The 21,648-nt window shown below is 37.2% G+C and carries 18 protein-coding genes, 1 other RNA gene and 1 pseudogene; 4 read left to right on the forward strand and 16 right to left on the reverse strand.

From position 1 onward, the window contains the following. Nucleotides 1-102: 102 nt before the first annotated feature. Together CWR45_RS13140 and CWR45_RS13145 are read right to left on the reverse strand one after the other, a co-directional pair. Nucleotides 103-303 carry a hypothetical protein gene (locus CWR45_RS13140; protein ID WP_115750335.1) on the reverse strand — a complete coding sequence of 67 codons (201 nt, stop codon included), beginning with the start codon at nucleotides 301-303 and terminating at the stop codon, nucleotides 103-105. 477 nt (nucleotides 304-780) lie between these two features. Further along, nucleotides 781-1,113: a nucleotidyltransferase domain-containing protein gene (locus tag CWR45_RS13145; RefSeq protein WP_115750336.1), complete on the reverse strand. Its 333-nt coding sequence runs from the start codon at nucleotides 1,111-1,113 to the stop codon at nucleotides 781-783. Nucleotides 1,114-1,400: 287 nt separating this feature from the next. Here CWR45_RS13145 and CWR45_RS13150 point away from each other — a divergent pair. Continuing rightward, nucleotides 1,401-2,624, forward strand: a pseudogene (locus CWR45_RS13150) (IS110 family RNA-guided transposase). A 917-nt stretch (nucleotides 2,625-3,541) separates the two neighbouring features. Here the strand turns inward: CWR45_RS13150 and ssrA are convergent. From ssrA to secG, 6 genes are all read right to left on the reverse strand, one after another. After that, nucleotides 3,542-3,883: a transfer-messenger RNA gene (ssrA, locus tag CWR45_RS13155) on the reverse strand. Between the two features lie 193 nt (nucleotides 3,884-4,076). Further along, nucleotides 4,077-4,544, reverse strand: coding sequence for an SsrA-binding protein SmpB (gene smpB, locus CWR45_RS13160; protein WP_115750337.1), 468 nt, complete (start codon nucleotides 4,542-4,544; stop codon nucleotides 4,077-4,079). 81 nt (nucleotides 4,545-4,625) lie between these two features. Next, entirely contained in the window at nucleotides 4,626-5,432 is an 807-nt protein-coding gene (gene zupT / locus CWR45_RS13165) for a zinc transporter ZupT (protein ID WP_115750338.1), read from the reverse strand. A 192-nt stretch (nucleotides 5,433-5,624) separates the two neighbouring features. Further along, nucleotides 5,625-7,874 (reverse strand): ribonuclease R, encoded by a 2,250-nt coding sequence (rnr, locus tag CWR45_RS13170; protein ID WP_115750357.1) that lies wholly within the window; start codon nucleotides 7,872-7,874, stop codon nucleotides 5,625-5,627. Nucleotides 7,875-7,924: 50 nt separating this feature from the next. Further along, nucleotides 7,925-8,671 carry an alpha/beta hydrolase gene (locus CWR45_RS13175; protein WP_115750339.1) on the reverse strand — a complete coding sequence of 249 codons (747 nt, stop codon included), beginning with the start codon at nucleotides 8,669-8,671 and terminating at the stop codon, nucleotides 7,925-7,927. 112 nt (nucleotides 8,672-8,783) lie between these two features. Further along, on the reverse strand, nucleotides 8,784-9,014 hold the full coding sequence (secG, locus tag CWR45_RS13180; protein ID WP_115750340.1) for a preprotein translocase subunit SecG: 231 nt from the start codon (nucleotides 9,012-9,014) through the stop codon (nucleotides 8,784-8,786). A 160-nt stretch (nucleotides 9,015-9,174) separates the two neighbouring features. Here secG and CWR45_RS13185 point away from each other — a divergent pair, with 160 nt between their 5' ends. Next, nucleotides 9,175-10,095, forward strand: coding sequence for an alpha/beta hydrolase (locus tag CWR45_RS13185; RefSeq protein WP_115750341.1), 921 nt, complete (start codon nucleotides 9,175-9,177; stop codon nucleotides 10,093-10,095). Between the two features lie 185 nt (nucleotides 10,096-10,280). After that, nucleotides 10,281-11,996: a phosphoenolpyruvate--protein phosphotransferase gene (gene ptsP, locus CWR45_RS13190; RefSeq protein WP_115750342.1), complete on the forward strand. Its 1,716-nt coding sequence runs from the start codon at nucleotides 10,281-10,283 to the stop codon at nucleotides 11,994-11,996. 191 nt (nucleotides 11,997-12,187) lie between these two features. Here ptsP and CWR45_RS13195 read toward each other — a convergent pair whose 3' ends face one another. The 8 genes from CWR45_RS13195 to CWR45_RS13230 form a co-directional block, all read right to left on the reverse strand. Continuing rightward, nucleotides 12,188-12,763, reverse strand: coding sequence for a nitroreductase family protein (locus CWR45_RS13195; protein WP_245975423.1), 576 nt, complete (start codon nucleotides 12,761-12,763; stop codon nucleotides 12,188-12,190). Between the two features lie 123 nt (nucleotides 12,764-12,886). Next, entirely contained in the window at nucleotides 12,887-14,173 is a 1,287-nt protein-coding gene (gene eno / locus CWR45_RS13200; protein ID WP_115750343.1) for a phosphopyruvate hydratase, read from the reverse strand. 31 nt (nucleotides 14,174-14,204) lie between these two features. Beyond that, nucleotides 14,205-15,746: a 2,3-bisphosphoglycerate-independent phosphoglycerate mutase gene (gene gpmI, locus CWR45_RS13205; protein WP_115750344.1), complete on the reverse strand. Its 1,542-nt coding sequence runs from the start codon at nucleotides 15,744-15,746 to the stop codon at nucleotides 14,205-14,207. Beyond that, the gene (tpiA, locus tag CWR45_RS13210; RefSeq protein WP_115750345.1) at nucleotides 15,743-16,501 is read right to left on the reverse strand and encodes a triose-phosphate isomerase; all 759 of its coding nucleotides are present in this window, start codon (nucleotides 16,499-16,501) and stop codon (nucleotides 15,743-15,745) included. Before tpiA ends, gpmI begins: the two co-directional genes overlap by 4 nt. 18 nt (nucleotides 16,502-16,519) lie before the next feature. Further along, nucleotides 16,520-17,701 carry a phosphoglycerate kinase gene (locus CWR45_RS13215; protein ID WP_115750346.1) on the reverse strand — a complete coding sequence of 394 codons (1,182 nt, stop codon included), beginning with the start codon at nucleotides 17,699-17,701 and terminating at the stop codon, nucleotides 16,520-16,522. Nucleotides 17,702-17,860: 159 nt separating this feature from the next. Next, entirely contained in the window at nucleotides 17,861-18,868 is a 1,008-nt protein-coding gene (gene gap / locus CWR45_RS13220; protein WP_115750347.1) for a type I glyceraldehyde-3-phosphate dehydrogenase, read from the reverse strand. 45 nt (nucleotides 18,869-18,913) lie between these two features. Continuing rightward, entirely contained in the window at nucleotides 18,914-19,933 is a 1,020-nt protein-coding gene (locus CWR45_RS13225) for a sugar-binding transcriptional regulator (RefSeq protein ID WP_115750348.1), read from the reverse strand. A 207-nt stretch (nucleotides 19,934-20,140) separates the two neighbouring features. After that, on the reverse strand, nucleotides 20,141-20,380 hold the full coding sequence (locus CWR45_RS13230) for a glutaredoxin family protein (RefSeq protein WP_115750349.1): 240 nt from the start codon (nucleotides 20,378-20,380) through the stop codon (nucleotides 20,141-20,143). Nucleotides 20,381-20,766: 386 nt separating this feature from the next. Here CWR45_RS13230 and CWR45_RS13235 point away from each other — a divergent pair, with 386 nt between their 5' ends. Further along, nucleotides 20,767-21,633 carry a YitT family protein gene (locus CWR45_RS13235; protein ID WP_115750350.1) on the forward strand — a complete coding sequence of 289 codons (867 nt, stop codon included), beginning with the start codon at nucleotides 20,767-20,769 and terminating at the stop codon, nucleotides 21,631-21,633. Nucleotides 21,634-21,648 lie beyond the last annotated feature (15 nt).

A 21,648-nucleotide genomic window follows, 5' to 3' on the forward strand; every position in this document is an offset into this window, starting at 1 on the left:
TATTTTAAATTCCTCACTATATTTGGCCATAAAAACACCCCCAAAAGTCATTTTTTAACTCTAACTTTTGGGGGTCGGTACCAGTTAGTGAAAAATGATAAATTACATCTTTTTCTTAATCAAATTTATTACATAGTAAATTTGTGCAATTAAAAAGGAAAGAAGAAAGATAATTATCGCTCCCACTGTGTAAACTGCTTCCTCTGCGGGATTGCCATCGTTTAAAAATATCGAACCAAATATAAAAAAGAGAATAAAACTTACAAATACAGATAAAAAGAAAACACTAATATATTTTGACATATCATTTCACCTACTTAGAATAACAAAATTAAATTCATCAAATTTATTATAGTTCTTATTATTCATTTTTTCATACTTCTTTCACTATCCTGCCCCTTTAGTACAATAACTTCTACGTAAAATAGCGTTAATCCTTCTTGAATTAACGCACCAAATAGTTGAAGAAGAAATATAGATAGCTACTTTTTATTAGCATTCAGTTCAGCGTATTCAACTTCACTTTTCTTCTTTCTTAAAAAGTATCCTACCCACCAAGAAAAAACAGCTAAAGCAATCAAAACTATTATTTTTAACAAAAGGAAAAAAGACTCATTAAGAAGAAGACAGTTATTATTAATATCAAGGAATAAATTATTGCAACTTTTAACTCCAGTTTCTTATAATCCGTTTTACTTCTAATTTGACACCCTCCCTCTCTATGAATACCACCAATCATATTTAATAATACTTCTTAGTGAAAATCTGACAAACGTTATTTTACAAAAGCACTCCATTATCTTTTAGAATTATACCTTCAGTTACCATTCTAGGCAGTGACGGTCTAGCTCGTTTATAATCACTTTCAAAATAATCTTGATAAGAATTCAGATTATGTGCAAATACTTCAATCGGCCAATCATACTCAATTACTGACTCCCTATAAGAAGATCTGTATGTTTTATCAAAGATTACTATATCGAGGTCTGATGTTTCTGTCGCTTCTCCACGAACAATACTTCCTGCCAATAAAGCACCATCGCAATATGGAAAGTAATTTTCGATAAATTTCCGTGCTGCTTTTACTGGTTCTAATCTGTTAAGATTCCCCATAATCATCCCTCTTTTTTTATAATTATCTTATTCAACTATCCTGCCCCGTTAGCCATTCATGAAGCGCAAAATCAGCGCTTCACCACAGAGAATACTGATTCTACGGCTGGGAGAGGAAGGTCGATGAACTATGGTGCGTTAGAGCCCATCCGTTAGTCTGACTCCAACGACCAAGGTGCACCACTGACTGTCGCTCCCTTACGGGAAGCACACATGGTAGATTAATCCCATTCTGGTTGCTGCACCAGCCTCCAATAATAATGCGAGCCGTAGAAAGGATGTTTTCAATGGACGTAGTCATTGAAAGAGCATGTGGTATGGATGTTCATAAAGACAATATTACTGCATGTATTATGACACCAGAAGGAAAGGAGATTCAAACTTTTTCAACTAAAACTGTTTTTCTAATACAATTAGTTGACTGGATTAAGCTGCATAACTGCACCCATGTTGCCATGGAAAGCACGAGTGTTTACTGGAAACCTATTGTGAATTTACTAGAGGCTGAAGATATTGAGTTTCTAGTTGTGAATGCCCAACATATGAAGGCAGTTCCAGGACGTAAAACAGATGTCAAAGATGCAGAATGGATTGCCAAACTTCTTCGTCATGGACTCTTAAAAGCTAGTTATATCCCAGATCGAAATCAACGAGAACTACGTGAACTAGTTCGATATCGCAGGAGTATTATTGAAGAACGTGCTAGGCAACATAATCGCATTCAAAAAGTATTAGAAGGTGCGAATATAAAGCTGGGCTCTGTTGTTTCGGACGTTATGGGCGTTTCAGCTAGGGATATGCTTAACGCTATTGCCGAAGGCGAAGAAGATCCTGAAAAACTAGCAAACTTCGCCCGTCGTACAATGAAAAAGAAAAAAGATGAACTGATGCTAGCTCTTAAAGGCTATATCAATTCGCATCAACGCCTAATGTTAAAAACAATTTTGAAGCATATTGATTTTTTAACTGAGCAAATCGAGATGCTCGACCAAGAGGTCGCTAAAAGAGTTAGCTTCCATCAAGAAGATATCGACCGACTTGATTCCATTCCTGGCATAGCTACAAGAATGGCTGAGCAAATATTATCTGAAATCGGAACAGATGTTAAGAATCAATTTCCAAGTGCAGCTCATATGTGTTCCTGGGCAGGTCTGGTTCCTGGACAAAACGAAAGCGCTGGAAAAAGGAAATCAGCTAAAACGAAAAAAGGTAATAAATATTTAAGATCAGCATTAACAGAAGCAGCCCATTCTGTAAGAGGATCTAAAAACTATCTCGGGGCACTGTATAGGCGTACAGCATAGCGAAAAGGTAAGAAACGAGCAGGAATAGTAGTAGCTCATGCCATGTTGAGGATTGCTTATTACCTCTTAACCCGAAAAGAAATGTATGTAGACTTAGGCGAAGACTACTTTGATAAACAGAGGCAACAATCTATTGTACGACACTCACTACGTAGACTTGAAAGTTTAGGATACACAGTATCATTACAAGAACCAGAAGCATCTTAATCCAGTCCATATTCCTATAATAGATTAATGAATCAGGCGCTCTCCCCTTTTTAAAATTTGAATGAGCCGCGTCTTATTTAGTATTGCCTTTTTCACTACATTACAGAAGTTTATTTTCATGGTAGTTTAAGTACAATATTTCACAAAGTCATTATACCATATATTAGTAATCTTCAGGAAACTCAATAATATCCTTGTCACAAAAGGAATAAATGTCGCATCTTTAAACTTACAATTCAAAGATACTGAAATATATAAACCGCCAAAATTGGGTGTGAAGCTATATGGTGAAATCGTTCAATAGGAATTTTTTGAAATCAAAAAAGCGAATAATCCTTTTGACAGATTACTCACCTTCTTATTAGCTCAATAATTAACCTATAAAATTACCGAAAGTAATCTACCCATAAAGTTGCCAAAACGGTAAGTTTATGGGTAAAGTGACACACACGCAAAAAAACCACCAACATTATGTATTGGTGGAGACGGTGGGACATGCTCTTCCATGCTTTCGTCATGGCACTGACTATATCTTAGACCTCAAATCTTAAGGTCTCTCGGCGTATTATACGAAATGTAAATTTACCATACTTGGTAGAATTTCGTATCCTAGTACTGCCAAATTGGCAGCCTATAAGTCGATAGATGGCTGTTGGATTGCTCCACATACCACTCGGTATTGCCTTATTGCATTAGAGGAAGTTCAAAATATCATCAAATGATAAGCTGCGCATTTCTTCGTTGGCTTGTTTTTCCGGTCCTCATGTACTGTTGTACATTCCGGTCCTCAAAACTTCGCTGCCTCAAACTGCTTGCTTCTAATTTGCCTATTATGAACACTTATTAAATGCAACTTAGGTTTCACCGATAAAGCCGAGTTATCACTTTTGTGTTACCACAAAAGGCGACTAAATTACTAATCGAACCCACGTCCAGAGGCAACGCCACTCAGGCTTCTACACGTGTAGTTGGTATATTCGTATTTCGCTTTTCACTCTGCCTACCAACAGGCGTTGTGAAAGCTAGTCTGATTGAATTCAACGGACATCCTCAGACGGTGGATGACCGTAATAGCCCGCTTAAAGTTGAGACCCTTCAATCTGCCACACGGGCGATAGCAGGAAGGATCCTTTAGTGCTACTTACGCAGCTGCTAAAGAGTAATTGTTTTCTTTGCCAGTTATATTTAGGCGAGTAACGTTTTACGAGCCGTAACCTCGACGCGCAACCTGAGCTCGAACTACCCCTGTCGAATCCGTAACGTCCCCAAATTAGGAGAAACGCTCGGGTAAATACGAGCATTAATGATTTGTCTATTAGCGACTAACTCTATTATAGCATAAATCACGTTTTTATCAAGGCATGGAAGGATTTACTAGAAAACTCGGCAAATGCCTGTAGCCTTACTTGCAATTACACATTAAGTTTCTATTCTTTATTATCTGCAAAGTAATTACTTGTTATATTCCTTCAATGCCCGATCAACGTCACGCTTCATTTGTTTTTGCTTCAAATCATCGCGCTTGTCATATTTCTTCTTCCCTTTTCCTAGCCCAATCAAAACCTTGGCATAGCCATTTTTTATATAAATTTTAAGTGGTACAAGTGCATAGCCTTGTTGTTGGGTTAAACCGATTAATTTATCAATTTGCTTCCGATGTAAAAGCAGTTTTCGCGTACGTGTAGGATTATGGTTATACCGATTTCCTTGTTCATATTCTGCAATATGCAGATTAATCAGCTGCACCTCACCCCGTCGATCAATTCTAGCATGTGCATCTTTAATGTTAGCACGCCCATTACGAAGGGATTTAATTTCTGTTCCTTGTAGTACAATTCCTGCTTCATACGTATCTTCAATAAAATAATCATGTGATGCCTTTTTATTTTGTGCGAGTGTTTTTCCTTGACCCTTTGGCATAAGAATTCCTCCTACTGCTAACATGGACTTCTATTTTACCAAAGTTTAATGAAAATTCCAAGGAACAACAATCCCACTTACTTACGCAAGTAATAATAAACTTACAGCCATTACGGCCATTCCTGTCATTACTCCGTAGATAGAAAGATGTGCTTCATCGTATTTCTTTGCTGCTGGTAATAACTCATCCAGTGAAATAAATATCATGATTCCTGCTACCATTGCGAAGATGACGCCAAACATCACATCACTTAGAAACGGCATAAGGAATAGAAAGGCAACAAGCGCACCAACTGGTTCAGCTAATCCCGATAAAAATGACAAACGAAAAGCCTTTTTCTTATCACCCGTAGCATAATAGATTGGCACAGACACAGCAATACCTTCTGGGATATTATGAATCGCTACTGCGATAGCAATTGCTAAACCAACCGCTGGGTCTTGCAATGTAGAAACGAACGTTGCAATTCCTTCAGGAAAATTATGAATGCCTAATGCTAACGCAGTAAAAACACCCATCTTCATTAATTCTGGATTTTGTACTTGTGTACCCGATTTTTCCATATCCTCGACTTTTTTAATTTCATGTGGATTTGTATACTTTGGTATTAGTTTATCAATTAAGCCGATAACTAGCATCCCAGCAAAAAAGCTAATGACAGTTAACCAATACCCTTCTGTTTGACCTAATGCACCCGTTAACGAATCCTTTGCTTTGAAAAATATCTCAATCATGGATACATAAATCATTACCCCTGCAGACAATCCTAGAGCAAAGGATAAGAATTTAGTATTCGTTGTTTTTGCGAAAAAAGCAAGCATACTTCCGACACCCGTTGCTAGACCTGCAAACAGCGTAAAAATAAACGCCAATAAGATATCACTCATAAAATTATTTACCCTCCTGTTAGTTGCTTATTCTTTGCAGATCTTCTTATTAAGTAGTGTAAGTAACAATTAATTAGATGTCAACAATAAGTTTTCCCTCATGCAACATTATACTTCCAAAATATATTATGCTGGTGATCTTTTTGATGATACATATCTTAGGAAAAACAAAAAGCGAGCCATTTCAGCGGCTCACTTTCTTTGTCTCTTCTTCTTATTCTTTGACCTTTTCTTATACATTGGTTCACTTGACTTCTTTTTAAACGATGGTTCATTAGAGTTTCTTTCGGTTCTTGGCTTACGATTTCTTGACTTTCCGCCACTTGTATTAGCCAATTCAAAGTCAATATTATATTCATCAGTGTTTACTGCTACTACTTTAACCCTTACTTCCTCACCAATTCGATAAACATTTGCTGTTCGTTCACCAATCAATGCATGGCTGCGTTCATCATAATGGTAATAATCATCAGTCAAATAGCTGACATGGATAAGTCCTTCTACCGTATTTTCAAGTTCAACGAACATACCGAAATTGGTAATCGAGCTTATTAAGCCAGTATATTCTTCACCGATTTTGTCCTTCATATATTCCGCTTTCTTCAGATCGTCTGTATCTCTTTCTGCATCAACAGCTCTACGCTCCATTTCTGAGGAATGTTTGGCAATCTCTGGTAACCTATCCTTCCAGTGATTTAGATTTTCCTTATTCAGCTGTTTATTTACGAGATAGCTGCGAATTAAGCGATGAACCGTTAAATCGGGATACCTTCTAATCGGAGATGTGAAATGCGTATAGAATTCCGTAGCAAGACCAAAGTGCCCAATCCCCTGTGGATCGTACTTTGCCTGCTTCATCGAACGAAGCATTAGCTTCGAAACTATCATTTCCTCTGGTTTACCTTTGATATCATCAATTACCTTCTGTAAGCCTTTTGGATGAATATCATTCGCTGTACCTTTAACTTTAATTCCTAACCCACTTAAGAATTCAAAAAAGTTTTGTAGTTTCCCTTCATCCGGGTCTTCATGAATCCGGTGAATGAATGGCACGTCCATCCAGTGGAAATGCTCGGCAACTGTTTCATTTGCTGCTAACATAAACTCTTCAATAAGACGTTCTGCAACAGAGCGTTCTCGTAAGACAACATCTACTGCTTTCCCCTTATCATCGACAAGAACTTGTGCCTCTTTAAAATCGAAGTCAATGGCACCACGTGTCATCCTTTTCTTGCGTAAAATCGCAGCAAGCTCTTCCATTTCTTCAAACATAGGAACAAGTGGCTCATATCGCCCTCTTAGGGACATATCTTTATCTACTAAAATTTTATTTACATCGGTATATGTCATTCTTTCCGTTGTTTTAATTACGCTTTGGAAAATCTCATGGTTCACCACTTCACCAGTTGTTGTAATTTCCATTTCACAGCCGAGGGTTAATCTGTCCACCTGTGGATTTAACGAGCAAATCCCATTTGATAAACGATGTGGTATCATCGGGATTACTCGGTCGACCAAATATACACTTGTCCCACGGTCGAGTGCCTCATTATCCATTGGTGATCCTTCTTCAATATAATAACTAACATCAGCAATGTAGACACCAAGTTTATAATTTCCATTTTCCAGTCTTTTGACGGTAACAGCATCATCTAAGTCCTTTGCATCTGCACCATCGATTGTAACGATTACTTCTTCGCGTAAGTCCCGGCGACCTTCAAGCTCCTTCGTGTCAATCGTCTCTGGTGTATTAGCGGCCTGCTCTAACACCTCTTCGGGAAAATCAATGGTAATCCCATGTTTATAAATAATCGATAAAATATCGATTCCTGGATCATTCTTATGGCCAAGAATATGAATAATCTCGCCCTCTGCACTCATTCTTCCTTCTGGATATTTCGTAATATGGGCAATGACTTTATGACCACTTACCGCACCATTCGTACTGCCTTTTGGAATGAATATATCATTGGGTATTCGTTTATCATCTGCAATGACAAAGCCGAACGCGCGATTATCTTCATACGTACCAACGACTTGAAGGACTGCACGCTCAAGAATTCGAATGACTTGTCCCTCTGGACGATTTCCGTCTTCCTCGGTTTTCTCTAAACGCACTAAAACTTTATCATTATTCATTGCAGAGCCTAAATCAGAATGATGGATATATACATCTCGCCCGTTCTCTTCATCTGGAATTAAGAATGCAAATCCTTTCGCATGCATCTGAATTTTCCCTCGAACTAAATTCATTTTCTCTGGAAGTCCAAAACGATTTTTTCGCGTTCGTACCAATTCTCCAGCATCTTCTAACTCATTTAAAGTTTTTACTAATTCCTTGAACTCCTCTGAATCTGTAATTTCCAGTTCTTGTTCAATTTCATCTACTGCTAATGGTTTCGTACGCGTTTCATTAAATAATGTTAATACTCTTTCTTTCATTTGCTCACCTTCTTCCTTCATATTATATACCTTTTATTGTGAAACTATAATCATTCTTTCCAATCTAATGTCTCAAGGAATTGATATATATCCTCATGCAGCTGTTCTTTTTCCTTATCTAGTGTAATCACATGACCAGATTCTTCATACCATTTGATCTTCTTATTATCTGCTTCCACATGGTCATAAATATAATCAGCACTATCCGTATTAATCATTTCATCGTTTCTTGCTTGTACAACAAATGTAGGTGTGTAAATCGTATCGATATTTTCCCTTACATCTGTTATAGTATGGCCCATTAATGAAAAGAGTCCTTTCCCCTTCTCATACAATTCATTTACTTCCTTTTCGATTTGATCCTCATTCAATCCATCTAATTGCTTGTATTGTTTTGTAAAGCTTTTGAATCCTCTCGCTAAGCTTGCTTCATCTAAATAAAACATCGGAGCACACATAGGAATTACTGCTTTAATTTGTGTTGTATATGCAAGCTTTAATGCATAAACCCCACCAAGTGATAATCCAGCAACAGCTATTTCCTCGTATCCTAAATCACGTAGATGCTGCAAGCTTGCTTGCACATCCTCCCAGTATTGATCTGGGTTTGTTTTAATTAATTCCTCTGGTGGTAACCCGTGCCCACGGTAAATCGGTCCATGACTGGTATATCCTTTTTTCTCGAGATATCGCGCTAACATACGTACATCCGCCGTATGGCCAGTAAATCCATGTAATAACAACACTGCACGAGGACCAGCCTCGAACGTAAAGGGTTGTGGTTGTTTTATCTTCATTTCTATTCTCCATTTCTAAAAGTAATCATTTGCTAACAGATTCGTTTTATCTGCATCGTCATTTCACTATGTAAAAACCCTTATCACTTTAATGGTGACAAGGGTAGTTTAATTATAATACATATCCAGTTGTAAATGCTAATAAGAAAAACAGAACACCTGTGATGACTGTTCCACGCTGTAACACTAAATCCATTCCGCGTGCTTTTTGTTTACCAAATAATTGTTCTGCACCACCAGAGATTGCACCAGAAAGTCCAGCACTCTTACCTGATTGTAGTAAGACAAATGTGATTAATACAATCGCATCAATCACTAACAAAATAACTAATAAATTCTCCATGTGACCACGATACCTCCTATAACGGACAATCTTCTATAAGATACTTTAGCATAGTTATCGATTGGAAGGCAAGCTATTTATTAACTAATCTTGGACGTAACTTGCAAATCAATTTAAGATTAGAAGATAGAGGTAAAAAACAAATAAGGAGGGAAAACAGATGGAAGCTTCCTTTTGGTTAGAAATGGAAGATGGAATAGAAATTTATGTAAAGCAGTGGGGCACAGAAATAGAACAACCAAAAGCAATAATTCAGCTTTCTCATGGAATGGTAGAACATATAAATCGCTATAATGATTTTGCCAACTTTTTAGTTGAGAAAGGATTCATTGTGTATGGAAACGACCACCGCGGTCACGGAAAAACAGGTGAGAAACAAGGATTACTCGGATACTTATCCAATCAGGATGGATTTTTCACAACAGTAGACGATCTTCATGCTATTTCAAAGAAAATTAAACTAGCATACCCACATGTCCCACTCTTCCTATTCGGACATAGTATGGGGTCATTTCTTGTACGAAATTATATTCAAACTTATAGTGAGGTAATTGATGCAGTTATTTTATCTGGTAGTGGTTATTTCCCTTCATTAACTACAATTGCTGGGAAATCAGTCGCATCACTCCTTCCTCCTAAAGAACCATCTAAATTTATGAATAGGCTTGCATTTGGTAGTTTTAATAGAAGAATAAAACCACTGCAAACAGAATTCGACTGGCTAACGAGAGATGAAAATGTAGTAAAGCAATATATTCAAGACCCTCTTTCCGGCTATATCCCTACTGCAAGATTTTTTTATGATTTAATGACTGGTTTGAATCACATGCAAAATAAAAAAAGAAATCAAACAATACGAAAAGACCTTCCAATGCTGATTATTAGTGGCGATGCAGACCCTGTAGGTAACTACGGTAAAGGTGTTTGGCGAATGGCACATCTCTATGAGAAAGCCGGATTAAAGAACATCACGACCATGATTATTCATCAGGCTCGTCACGAAATCCTCAACGAATTAAAAAAAGAGGATAATTATCTGTTCATCCATCAGTGGGTCACAAGACATCTCTCTAAAATATAATTCTACTAACTTTTTATTGCAATTAAGATACGTTTTCTCAATAGAAAAAATTGTAGGAACCATTTGCCAATTAGATATATAGTTAATCACTTGATTGTTAACGATTTCACGTGGTATCATATAATGTGATTAATAATCATTTCATTCTAAATATTATTCTTACTGAAAGGTTGGCACAAATAATCATGACAAATATACAAGGTATTGCCGCTTCATCTGGCATAGCGATAGCAAAAGCATATCAACTAGTGACACCAGATCTATCATTTGAAAAGGTTAAAATCGATAACCCTGAAGAAGAAGTGGATCGTTTAAATGCAGCTTTAGAGATTTCTAAACAAGAATTAGAAAAAATTAAAGCACATACATTAGAAGCAATTGGCGAGGAGCATGCAGAAATTTTCTCTGCTCATTTACTCATTTTAGCTGATCCTGAATTAATTAACCCGATGAAAGATAAAATTACTTCTGACAATGCAAGAGCTGAAACAGCACTGGAAGAAGTTTCCAACATGTTCATCGATATGTTTAATAATATGGACAATGAATACATGCGAGAACGTGCTGCAGATATTAAAGACGTTTCTAAACGTGTAATGGCGCATCTATTAGGAGTAACATTCCCAGATCCTGCGTTAATTGATGAAGAAGTTATTGTTATTGCTAACGATTTAACACCTTCAGACACAGCACAATTAAATCGCCAATTTGTTAAGGGTTTTGCAACCGATATCGGTGGGCGTACATCACATTCTGCAATTATGGCTCGCTCATTGGAAATTCCCGCTATCGTAGGAACGAAAGAAATCACATCGATCGTAAAACAAAATGATTTAATCATTATCGACGGTTTAGAGGGTAATGTAATTATCAATCCTACCGAGGATGAACTAGCAACTTACCGTGGGAAACAAGCTGCATTCGCTGAGCAACAAGCAGAATGGGCAAAACTAAAAGATGAACCAACATTCTCAAAAGACGGTGAACAAGTTGAACTAGTAGCGAATATCGGTACACCTGAAGATGTAGCTGGTGTTATTAATAATGGCGGTGAAGGTGTTGGTCTTTATCGTACAGAATTTTTATACATGGGTAAAAATGAACTTCCAACAGAAGATGAGCAATTTGAAGCATATAAATCTGTCCTTGAACAAATGGGAGACAAGCCTGTTGTTGTTCGTACACTAGATGTTGGTGGAGACAAAGAGTTAAGTTATTTAGATTTACCAAAAGAAATGAATCCATTCTTAGGATTCCGTGCGATTCGTTTCTGTTTGGAAAATGAACATGTATTCCGTCCACAGCTTCGTGCATTACTTCGTGCGAGTGCTTACGGTAATTTAAAAATCATGTTCCCGATGATTGCAACGCTTGAAGAATTCCGTAAAGCTAAAGCAATTTTATTAGATGAAAAAGAAAACTTAATTGCAGAAGGTGTTAAAGTTTCTGATGATATCGAAATCGGTATCATGGTTGAAATTCCATCAACAGCAGTTATCGCTAAACAATTCGCTAAAGAAGTTGACTTCTTCAGTATCGGTACAAATGATCTAATTCAATATACAATGGCAGCTGACCGTATGAATGAAGAAGTGTCTTACTTGTACCAACCATACCACCCAGCAATCTTAAACTTAGTAAACAATGTTATTGAAGCAGCACATAGTGAAGGGAAATGGGCTGGCATGTGTGGTGAAATGGCTGGAGATCCAATCGCAATTCCGCTCCTTCTTGGACTTGGACTTGATGAATTCAGCATGAGCGCTACATCAATCTTACCTGCACGCACACAAATTCGCGAATTATCTAAACATGACCTATCGTCGTATAAAGATACCATTTTATCAATGGGAACAGCAGAAGAAGTTGTCGCATTTGTAAAAGAAAAAACAGAACAATAATAAATAGTAAAGCTGCTAGACTTTGATGTCTGGCAGCTTTTATTATGACTTGAATGCGTTAATGTACTGGATCCTCGAATTATTCTCCCGGTTCCCGAAACCTCTTCCTCTTTTACGCTCTGACTCCAATGGTTAAAACTTCTTAGCTTCATGCTTTGCGCTCTGTCCCCTAGCCAAAATAAAAATGTAGACTACTCTATTAATTCCATCTTCTTCTCGATAGGTGTCCTCCTATTAACTAAAGATACTTTATCAGGGTAGCCTATCTGCAATACAGCAGCTATCTTGAATACTTCACTATCCAAACCTATATCCTTTAAAAATAATGGATCATTCATATAAGGTGTAATCGTCCATAGCATGCCAACTCCATATTCCCAGCCTGCAAGCTGTGTATTCTGAATAAATGCGCACACTGCTGCGTAATCCTCTTCATAGCGTATCGTATCTGCTTCCTTTTCCATATATATTAGTGCATGATGTGGAACGGATAGAAGGAAGTTACTCATAGAATCTATCAATTTCAAGGATTTTGGGTCATCATCATTTTTAATCATTCCAATACGTACATAGCTTGCAATAATGGCATCAACAAATTCTTTCCTACCTTTTCCCTGGTATAACTTTATATTCCACGGTTCTTTCATATAATGTGTTGGTGCATAACTTCCGTATGTAAAGATTTCTGTTAATATTTTAATATCAACCGGTTTGTTTTTAAAAGTATGTGTTGAACGACGCATTTTAATCGTCTTGAGAATGCTCACCCTGCTCTCCTCCGTTTCTATTACTGCATGCGCTATTTTTCATTATACGTTATTATTTATGTAAAAGAAGCATACAAAAAAAGAGACAGATCACTCTGTCTCTTTTTAATCAAACATCAACGATTATTTTTTCAAGTTGTAGAATGCTGAAAGACCAGCGTATTCACCCATGCCTGAAAGTTCATCTTCAATGCGAAGTAATTGGTTGTATTTCGCAACACGGTCCGTGCGTGACGGTGCACCTGTTTTGATTTGACCAGCATTTGTTGCTACTGCAATATCAGCGATTGTTGCATCTTCAGTTTCACCAGAACGGTGAGAGATAACTGCAGTATAGCCTGCACGTTTCGCCATTTCAATTGCTTCGAATGTTTCAGTAAGCGTACCGATTTGGTTAACTTTAACTAGGATAGAGTTACCAACACCTTGCTCAATACCTTGTGCAAGTTTCTTCGTGTTTGTTACGAATAAGTCATCCCCTACTAATTGTACGCGATCCCCTAAACGTTCTGTTAGAAGTTTATGACCTTCCCAGTCATTCTCATCTAAACCATCTTCAATTGAGATGATTGGGTATTTATTAACCATTTCTTCGTACCAGTCAACCATTTCAGCAGAAGTACGAACAACACCTTCACCTTTAAGGTTGTATTTACCATCTTCGTAAATTTCAGATGAAGCAACGTCCATTGCAAGTTTAACTTCTTCACCTGGTTTGTAGCCAGCAGCTTCGATAGCTTCAACAATTGTTTGAAGTGCTTCTTCGTTAGAACCAAGGTTTGGAGCGAATCCACCTTCGTCACCAACAGCTGTGTTATAACCTTTAGATTTCAATACATTTTTCAATGAATGGAAAATTTCTGTACCCATACGTAGTGCTTCTTTAAATGAATCAGCACCAACTGGCATAACCATGAATTCTTGAATATCAACATTATTATCAGCATGCTCTCCACCATTAACAATGTTCATCATTGGTGTAGGCAATACTTTCGCATTGAATCCGCCTAAGTAGTTGTATAAAGGTACATCAAGTAAGTCTGCTGCTGCATGTGCTACTGCCATGGAAACACCAAGAATTGCGTTTGCACCTAATTTTCCTTTATTTTCTGTACCATCAAGTTCAATCATTAGTGCATCGATGATATTTTGGCGAGTAACATCTAATCCTACTAACTCTGGAGCAATTACTTCGTTTACGTTCTTAACTGCTTGAAGAACACCTTTACCTAAATAACGATCTTTATCTCCGTCACGAAGCTCAACTGCTTCATATTCACCAGTTGAAGCACCACTTGGAACTAATGCTCTACCGAATCCACCTGATTCTGTGAATACTTCTACCTCAATTGTTGGGTTACCGCGTGAATCTAATACTTCGCGTGCATAGACATCTGTAATGTATGGCATGAAAATCTCTCCTTTTAACTTTTATAGTTTATTATTTAACAATTAATGAGCTTCCAGTCATTTCTGTTGGTTTTTCAACATCTAATAAATCAAGTAATGTTGGTGCTAAATCTGCTAGAATACCACCATCTCTTACTGTAATACCTTCCTTCGTTACAATAACCGGTACCGGGCTAGTTGTATGTGCAGTCATTGGTTCGCCTGCTAATGTTGTTACTTCATCTGAATTACCATGGTCTGCTGTAATAATAGCATCTCCACCAAGTTCAATAATCTTGTCAACGATTTTGCCAAGGCATTCATCTACCGCTTCAATTGCATCAATTGTTGGTTGCAGCATTCCTGAATGTCCAACCATATCCGGATTTGCAAAGTTTAAGATGATCGCATTTGGACGTTCATCAGAATCAAGCTCCTTAAGCAACGCGTCCGTTACTTCATAGGCACTCATTTCTGGTTTCAAATCATACGTAGCAACTTTAGGTGAGTTAATTAAAATTCTTTTTTCACCAGGAAATTCCTTTTCACGACCACCGCTCATGAAAAATGTCACATGTGGATATTTTTCTGTTTCGGCAATGCGTAATTGTCTTAAATTATGTTGGGAAAGTACTTCACCAACTGTGTTATCCAAGTTGATCGGCTCATATGCTACATAGCCATTAACTGTTTCACTAAAGTCCGTTAACATAACAAATTGTAAGTTTTTCGGAACTTGATTTCCTCGATCAAAATCTTGGAAATCTTCATTAGCAAATGTACGAGAAATTTGAATTGCACGGTCAGGGCGGAAATTATAGAAAATAATTGAATCTTCATCCTGAACTTTCCCAACTGGAACGCCATTTTCATCAACGATTACAGATGGAATTACGAATTCATCATGTACTCCATTTGCATAAGAATCTTTAATGACATCTAGTGGATTTGTGTATGCTGGACCTTCACCATAAACCATCGCATCATATGATTTTTTCACACGATCCCAACGTTTGTCACGGTCCATTGAGTAATAACGACCAGATACTGTCGCAATTTTACCTACACCTAATTCATCCATTTTATTTTGTGTAGCAGATATATACTGCTCTGCTGTTTGTGGACCAACATCTCGACCATCTAAAAATGCATGAACATATACTTCTTCTACATCTGTTTGCTTCGCCAATTTCAACAAAGCAAATAAATGATTGATATGGCTGTGTACACCACCATCAGACAATAGTCCGAATAGATGTAATGCTTTCCCGTTTTCTTTTGCATGATTCATCACTTTTAAGAATGCTTCTTTTTCAAAAAAGTCGCCTTCTTTAATTGATAAATTCACACGAGTTAAACTTTGATAAACGATACGTCCAGCACCAATGTTTAAATGCCCAACTTCCGAATTACCCATTTGACCCTCTGGTAAACCAACAGCTTCACCACTTGCTGTTAACTGGTTATGTGCATGCTGGTTCCAGTAACGATCAAAGTTCGGTTTCTTTGCTTGTTTGACTGCATTTCCCATCACTTCATTACGAATTCCGAATCCGTCTAAAATGATTATTGCAGCTAGATTGTTTTGACTCATTTAGCTCCAGCCTCCACTAGCTGTAAGAAGGATTCTGCTTCAAGACTTGCGCCACCAACTAATGCACCATCGATATCAGATTGTGCTAGTAATTCTTCAACATTTGCTGGTTTTACACTTCCACCGTATTGGATAACAACTTTGTCCGCTGTGTCAGCAGAAGTTACTTCTTTTACAACGTTACGGATGTGTTTACAAACTTCATTCGCATCTTCACTTGATGCAGTTTTACCTGTGCCAATTGCCCAGATTGGTTCATAAGCAATAATCGTTGCTGCAACTTGCTCATTTGATAATCCTGCTAAAGCTTTTTTCACTTGGTCTTCAACTAAGCTCATTGTTTCATTTGCTTCACGTTGCTCCAATGTTTCACCGACACATACAATCGGAGTTAACCCGTGTTTGAAAGCTGCTACCGTTTTTTGGTTTACCGTTTCGTCTGTTTCAGCAAAATATTCACGACGCTCTGAGTGGCCAAGGACTACATGTGTTACACCAAGATCCTTCAACATTACCGGGCTAACTTCACCTGTGTAAGCACCGTTTTCTTCGAAGTGCATGTTCTGTGCTGCAACTTTCAAATTCGTACCTTTTGCTTTTTCTACCAGTGATGGTAAATAAACAAATGGTGCACAGACAATTGCTTCTACATTGTCACTGTTTGGTACTTTTTCAATTACTGCATCGACAAACTCATTTGCTTCTGATAAAACTTTGTTCATTTTCCAGTTTCCTGCAATTACATTTTTACGCATCAAAGTTCACCTCTCCTTTTATTTATCGTCTAGAGCTGCAACGCCTGGAAGTACTTTACCTTCCATAAATTCAAGGGAAGCTCCTCCACCTGTTGAAACATGGTCCATTTTTTCAGCTAGACCGAATTTCTCAACTGCTGCAGCTGAATCGCCACCGCCAATAACAGAATAACCAGCGGTTTCTGCCAACGCATTTGCAACAGCTTTCGTTCCGTTTGCAAATACATCTAATTCGAATACTCCCATTGGTCCGTTCCAAATGATTAATTTAGACTCGGCGACAATTTGGCTATATATTTCACGTGTTTTAGGTCCAATGTCCAATGCTTCCCATTCAGCTGGAATTTGATCAATTGCTACAGCTTTTGTATTTGCTGTTTCAGAAAAATCATCCGCTACAATTACATCGACTGGAAGGACGAAATTAACACCTTTTGCTTTTGCTTTTTCGATAAACTCATTTGCTAAATCCATTTTATCTTCTTCTAATAACGATTTACCAATTTCATGGCCTTGTGCTTTAATAAACGTGTATGCAAGCCCACCACCAATAATTAGGTTGTCCACTTTATCTAAGAAATTATCGATGACATTAATTTTATCTTTAACCTTAGCTCCACCAATAATTGCAGTGAATGGACGCTCAGGGTTTTCCAATGCTTTACCTAGAACATCAAGTTCCTTTTGCATCAATAATCCAGCCGCTGAAGGTAACTTCTCTGCAATTCCAGCAGTTGAAGCATGTGCACGGTGTGCTGCACCAAACGCGTCATTTACATATACATCAGCAAGTTTCGCTAATGCTTCTGCTAAAGCAGGATCATTCTTCTCTTCACCAGCTTCAAAGCGTACGTTTTCTAATAATAAGATATCGCCTTCGTTAAGTTCTGCTACAGCTTTTTCAACTTCTTCACCATAAACTGCATCTGTTTTAGTTACATCTTTCCCAACTAATTCACTTAATTTCTTAGCAACAGGGTCTAAGCGTAGTTCCTCAACTACTTGGCCTTTTGGTCGACCAAGATGGCTTGCCAAAATAACGATTGCGCCTTGTTCTGTTAAGTAGTTGATTGTTGGCAATGCTGCTCTGATTCGTGTATCGTCTGTTACTTCCCCGTCTTTCATTGGAACGTTAAAGTCTACACGGCAAAATACTTTTTTGCCTTTAACATCTAGGTCTTGAAGTGTTTTCTTATTCATTTGTACACCCTCCCGTACTAAGTTTATGTAATAGAGCAACATCTAGCATCTCTATCATTTGCGCTCACGATTCATTATATACTACATGAAGTAAGCATGCTCGTTATAAAACATGGAAAAAGGAGGAAGAGCTTGCTCCTCCTCCTTTTATTCTAAAACTTATAAACCTTTTTTAGCCATGAATGCAGCTAAATCAACACAACGTGAAGAGTAGCCCATTTCATTGTCATACCAAGAAACAACTTTAACCATGTTGTCTTCCATTACCATTGTAGATAGACCATCTAAGATAGATGAATGTGTGTTACCTACGATGTCAGAAGATACAATTGGTTCTTCTGTGTATTCTAATACACCTTTTAATGGACCTTCAGCAGCTGCTTTGAATGCTTCGTTTACTTGCTCAGCAGTTACATTAGTTTCTAATTCAGCAACTAGATCTGTTAATGAACCATCTGGAGTTGGTACACGAACAGCCATACCATTAAGTTTGCCTTGAATTTCTGGTAATACTAAACCAACTGCTTTTGCTGCTCCAGTTGTAGTTGGGATAATGTTCTCCGCAGCAGCACGTGCACGACGGTAGTCTTTATGTGGTAAATCAAGAATTTGTTGATCATTTGTATAAGAATGGATTGTAGTCATTAATCCACGTTTAATTCCGAATGAATCATTTAACACTTTAGCAAATGGTGCTAAACAGTTAGTAGTACATGATGCATTCGAAACGATATTATGTTTGCTTGGATCGTATTTATCATCGTTAACACCCATAACGATTGTTAAATCTTCATTGTTTGCAGGTGCAGAAATGATTACTTTCTTAGCTCCAGCTTCAATATGTTTCTTAGCGTCTTCACCATTAGTGAAACGACCAGTTGATTCGATTACGATTTCTACTCCAAGATCTCCCCAACCTAAGTTAGCAGGGTCGCGCTCTGAAAGAACTTTAATTTCTTTTCCACCAACAACAAGATTCTTGCCGTTAACAGAAACTTCTTCTTCTAATTTGCCATGTACTGAATCATATTTTAATAAATGAGCTAACATATTTGCATCTGTTAAGTCATTAACTGCTACGATTTCAACTTCGTCATTTTTAAGTGCTTGACGGAATACATTACGTCCAATTCTACCAAAACCATTAATACCTACTTTTACTGCCATTCTTATTCCTCCTAGATAAATGTAATAAAAATATATTAAAAGAGGTTACCCTCTTAAAATCTGTTTTGCAGCTGCTTCATCTGTTATTAGTAAGTCACTTTTTCCTTGTTGAAAATAGGATACGATTGCTTTCGCCTTTGATTTACCACCAGCTATAGCTAATACATGATCCATTGTGACAAGATCTTCCAGCTGTATCCCTAAGGTGCGAACCTTATGGATAATATTCCCAAACTCGTCAAAATAATAACCAAATGCTTCACTTACTGCAGCATTTGTTTGTAACTTCTCAATTACCTTCTCAGAAGTCTTTCTTCGTTTAGCCATCGTAATCGCATCACCAATACCGTGAATGACAATATCTGCATTTTTTATGTGAGTTAATACATCTTGAATCGATGGTTCTTTCACTAGCGTTTGATATGCTGTCTCACTTAAAGGATCTGGAACATTAAGTAATCGGTAATCACCATTTGCCCTTTCTGCCATTTCTGTAACAATTCGATTCGATTGGTTTTCTGCCTTCTCGCCGATTGCTCCTCGTGCTGGAAGAAACAAATAGTCTTTGCTCTTATTAAGTGGCGTCATTGCATTTGCAACAGCAGCCATTGTCGTTCCACCTGTTACTGCGATTATCATTTGCTTTTTAACAATTGTTTGAAGAAACGAAACACAAGCCTTACCCATTTCTCGCTTCACCCAATCATTTTCATCGCTATTCCCAGGAATTATGAGTACCTTCTTTAACCCCAGTTTTCCCTTTAGTTGTTCCTCTAAAACATTCAAGCCCATCAATTCGCCCATAAATTTTGCTAATTGATCCAGAATTAATTTCCCCTCTTTTGTAATAAACATTCCTTTCGAGGTTACTTGAATGAGTTCTTGTTTTTGCAAAAATTCAACCTCGCCACGAATATGACGTTCCGTTAAATTTGTATTCTCAGCAAGACCTCTTCGTCCAATTGGCTCAAACAAATCAATACTTTGTAAAATAGAATACCGTTGTTGCATTATTTCCAAGAGGTCTGGAACGAGCTTTTTTTGTAAATCAGTAAATGTTCCCATATTAAGACTCCTTCATACTGGACGAATAAAGTCCCACGCTGTTAGATATTGTCCCGATTACAATTTTAGTATAGCATATTTGAATAAAAATACAAATTTATTGCGGTAAAAAAAATGTAAAAGTATTGTAAAGCAAAGTGATTTAATTCTATCTTCAGTTGTATATCCTCGCCGTCCCCAATCGATTAATCTTCAAATGACGTAATATTATTTACCTTTAAGTAATCTTTCTATCGATTCATAATTAATTTCTCTACAATCGAGTTGTTTTCCGTTTAATTCAATTACTGGAATCAGCAATTGATACCGTTCCAATAATTCATCGTTTTCATATATATCCTTTTCTTCCAACTCATAAGGATAATCACTTTTAAATAATGATAATAAGGTTTCAGCTTCTATACATAAAGAACAATTTTCCTTCGTATATAAAGTTATCTTAAACATGTAGCTTATCCTCCTCTTTTTCTATTTAATGATTGAGAAAATGCAAAGACTTCAGATGGCATAACATAAGTACCTAGTTTACAAATTGATTCCAAAACCAATGATTGATAGTAAGTTTATAGGGAAAGTTAACATATATCATTAGTTACAAAGCTTTTAATATATGTTTATCCCGTTGAAAATACACCTGCTAATGTTGCTAATCCTGCAGGTAGAATTTGAATGGATTGGATATTTTATTCACCCGTCATCCATTAAACTCTTTTTCGACACACTCCTATTTATTCTGCCATTTCATATTATAATTGTCACTTTTTCGTTTTGCACATTGACAGCTAGATTAATGTAAATATAAAATTTTAGTATTCATAGAAGGGAGCAAGTAAATGACAAAGAAAATACATAAAGAGCCAATTGCACACCTGGTTCGCCGTTATATCATGCTGTTTATTGGTGCCGGGATTGCTGCAGTAGCCTTGGAATTATTTCTCGTACCTAACGAAATTATTGACGGAGGGGTTATTGGTGTATCCCTACTGGTAAATAATTTAACAGGGATAAGTTTTGGAATACTTGTCCTAATTATTAATATTCCTTTTTTATTTGCTGGATTTAAAAGGCTAGGAAAGGATTTTCTATTTTCATCATTATTTAGTATTATTTCTTTATCTGTTGTGGAATCACTATTGCATAGTGTTGCACCAATTACGGATGAACCATTATTAGCAACTGTATTTGGCGGATTAATTCTTGGGGCTGGTGTGGGAATTGTTATTCGAAATGCCGGTGCGTTGGATGGTACAGAAATACTTGGGATCATTATTACGAAAAGGTTATCTTTCTCTGTTGGTGAATTTGTCATGTTCATCAATATATTCATTTTTGCATGGGCAGGATTTGTCCTTGGTTGGGAACAAGCAATGTTATCAATCCTCACCTATTATATTGCATCAAAAACCATCGATGCGATTGGGCAAGGAATTCTGAATGAAACAAAAGCAGCATTAATTGTTTCCAACATGTCAGAAGATATCGCTGAAGTAATCGGAGAAGACTTGAAGCGAGGCGTAACCAAATTATATGGGCAAAACAATTACACAGGTACAGATACAAATGTGCTCTACGTTGTTGTTACGCGATTAGAAGTTGCCAAACTGAAAGCTATAATATTCAACATTGACCCAACTGCATTTACCGCAATTATGGATACACAAGAAGTTCAGGGTGGACGATTTAAATCAGCAGGGCATTGATAGAGAGCAGACCCC

It is taken from the genome of Oceanobacillus chungangensis, assembly GCF_003369565.1.
Classification (GTDB): Bacteria; Bacillota; Bacilli; order Bacillales; family Amphibacillaceae; genus Oceanobacillus; species Oceanobacillus chungangensis.

Coding starts and splice junctions, on each gene's coding strand:
- tpiA (WP_115750345.1), bottom strand. CDS start 16,501: ATGCGTAAAAATGTAATTGCAGGAAACTGGAAAATGAACAAAGTTTTA.
- CWR45_RS13145 (WP_115750336.1), bottom strand. CDS start 1,113: ATGGGGAATCTTAACAGATTAGAACCAGTAAAAGCAGCACGGAAATTT.
- smpB (WP_115750337.1), bottom strand. CDS start 4,544: ATGCCAAAGGGTCAAGGAAAAACACTCGCACAAAATAAAAAGGCATCA.
- CWR45_RS13225 (WP_115750348.1), bottom strand. CDS start 19,933: ATGGGAACATTTACTGATTTACAAAAAAAGCTCGTTCCAGACCTCTTG.
- eno (WP_115750343.1), bottom strand. CDS start 14,173: ATGCCATACATTACAGATGTCTATGCACGCGAAGTATTAGATTCACGC.
- CWR45_RS13230 (WP_115750349.1), bottom strand. CDS start 20,380: ATGTTTAAGATAACTTTATATACGAAGGAAAATTGTTCTTTATGTATA.
- CWR45_RS13185 (WP_115750341.1), top strand. CDS start 9,175: ATGGAAGCTTCCTTTTGGTTAGAAATGGAAGATGGAATAGAAATTTAT.
- gpmI (WP_115750344.1), bottom strand. CDS start 15,746: ATGAGTCAAAACAATCTAGCTGCAATAATCATTTTAGACGGATTCGGA.
- zupT (WP_115750338.1), bottom strand. CDS start 5,432: ATGAGTGATATCTTATTGGCGTTTATTTTTACGCTGTTTGCAGGTCTA.
- CWR45_RS13175 (WP_115750339.1), bottom strand. CDS start 8,671: ATGAAGATAAAACAACCACAACCCTTTACGTTCGAGGCTGGTCCTCGT.
- CWR45_RS13140 (WP_115750335.1), bottom strand. CDS start 303: ATGTCAAAATATATTAGTGTTTTCTTTTTATCTGTATTTGTAAGTTTT.
- secG (WP_115750340.1), bottom strand. CDS start 9,014: ATGGAGAATTTATTAGTTATTTTGTTAGTGATTGATGCGATTGTATTA.
- ptsP (WP_115750342.1), top strand. CDS start 10,281: ATGACAAATATACAAGGTATTGCCGCTTCATCTGGCATAGCGATAGCA.
- CWR45_RS13215 (WP_115750346.1), bottom strand. CDS start 17,701: ATGAATAAGAAAACACTTCAAGACCTAGATGTTAAAGGCAAAAAAGTA.
- rnr (WP_115750357.1), bottom strand. CDS start 7,874: ATGAAAGAAAGAGTATTAACATTATTTAATGAAACGCGTACGAAACCA.
- gap (WP_115750347.1), bottom strand. CDS start 18,868: ATGGCAGTAAAAGTAGGTATTAATGGTTTTGGTAGAATTGGACGTAAT.
- CWR45_RS13235 (WP_115750350.1), top strand. CDS start 20,767: ATGACAAAGAAAATACATAAAGAGCCAATTGCACACCTGGTTCGCCGT.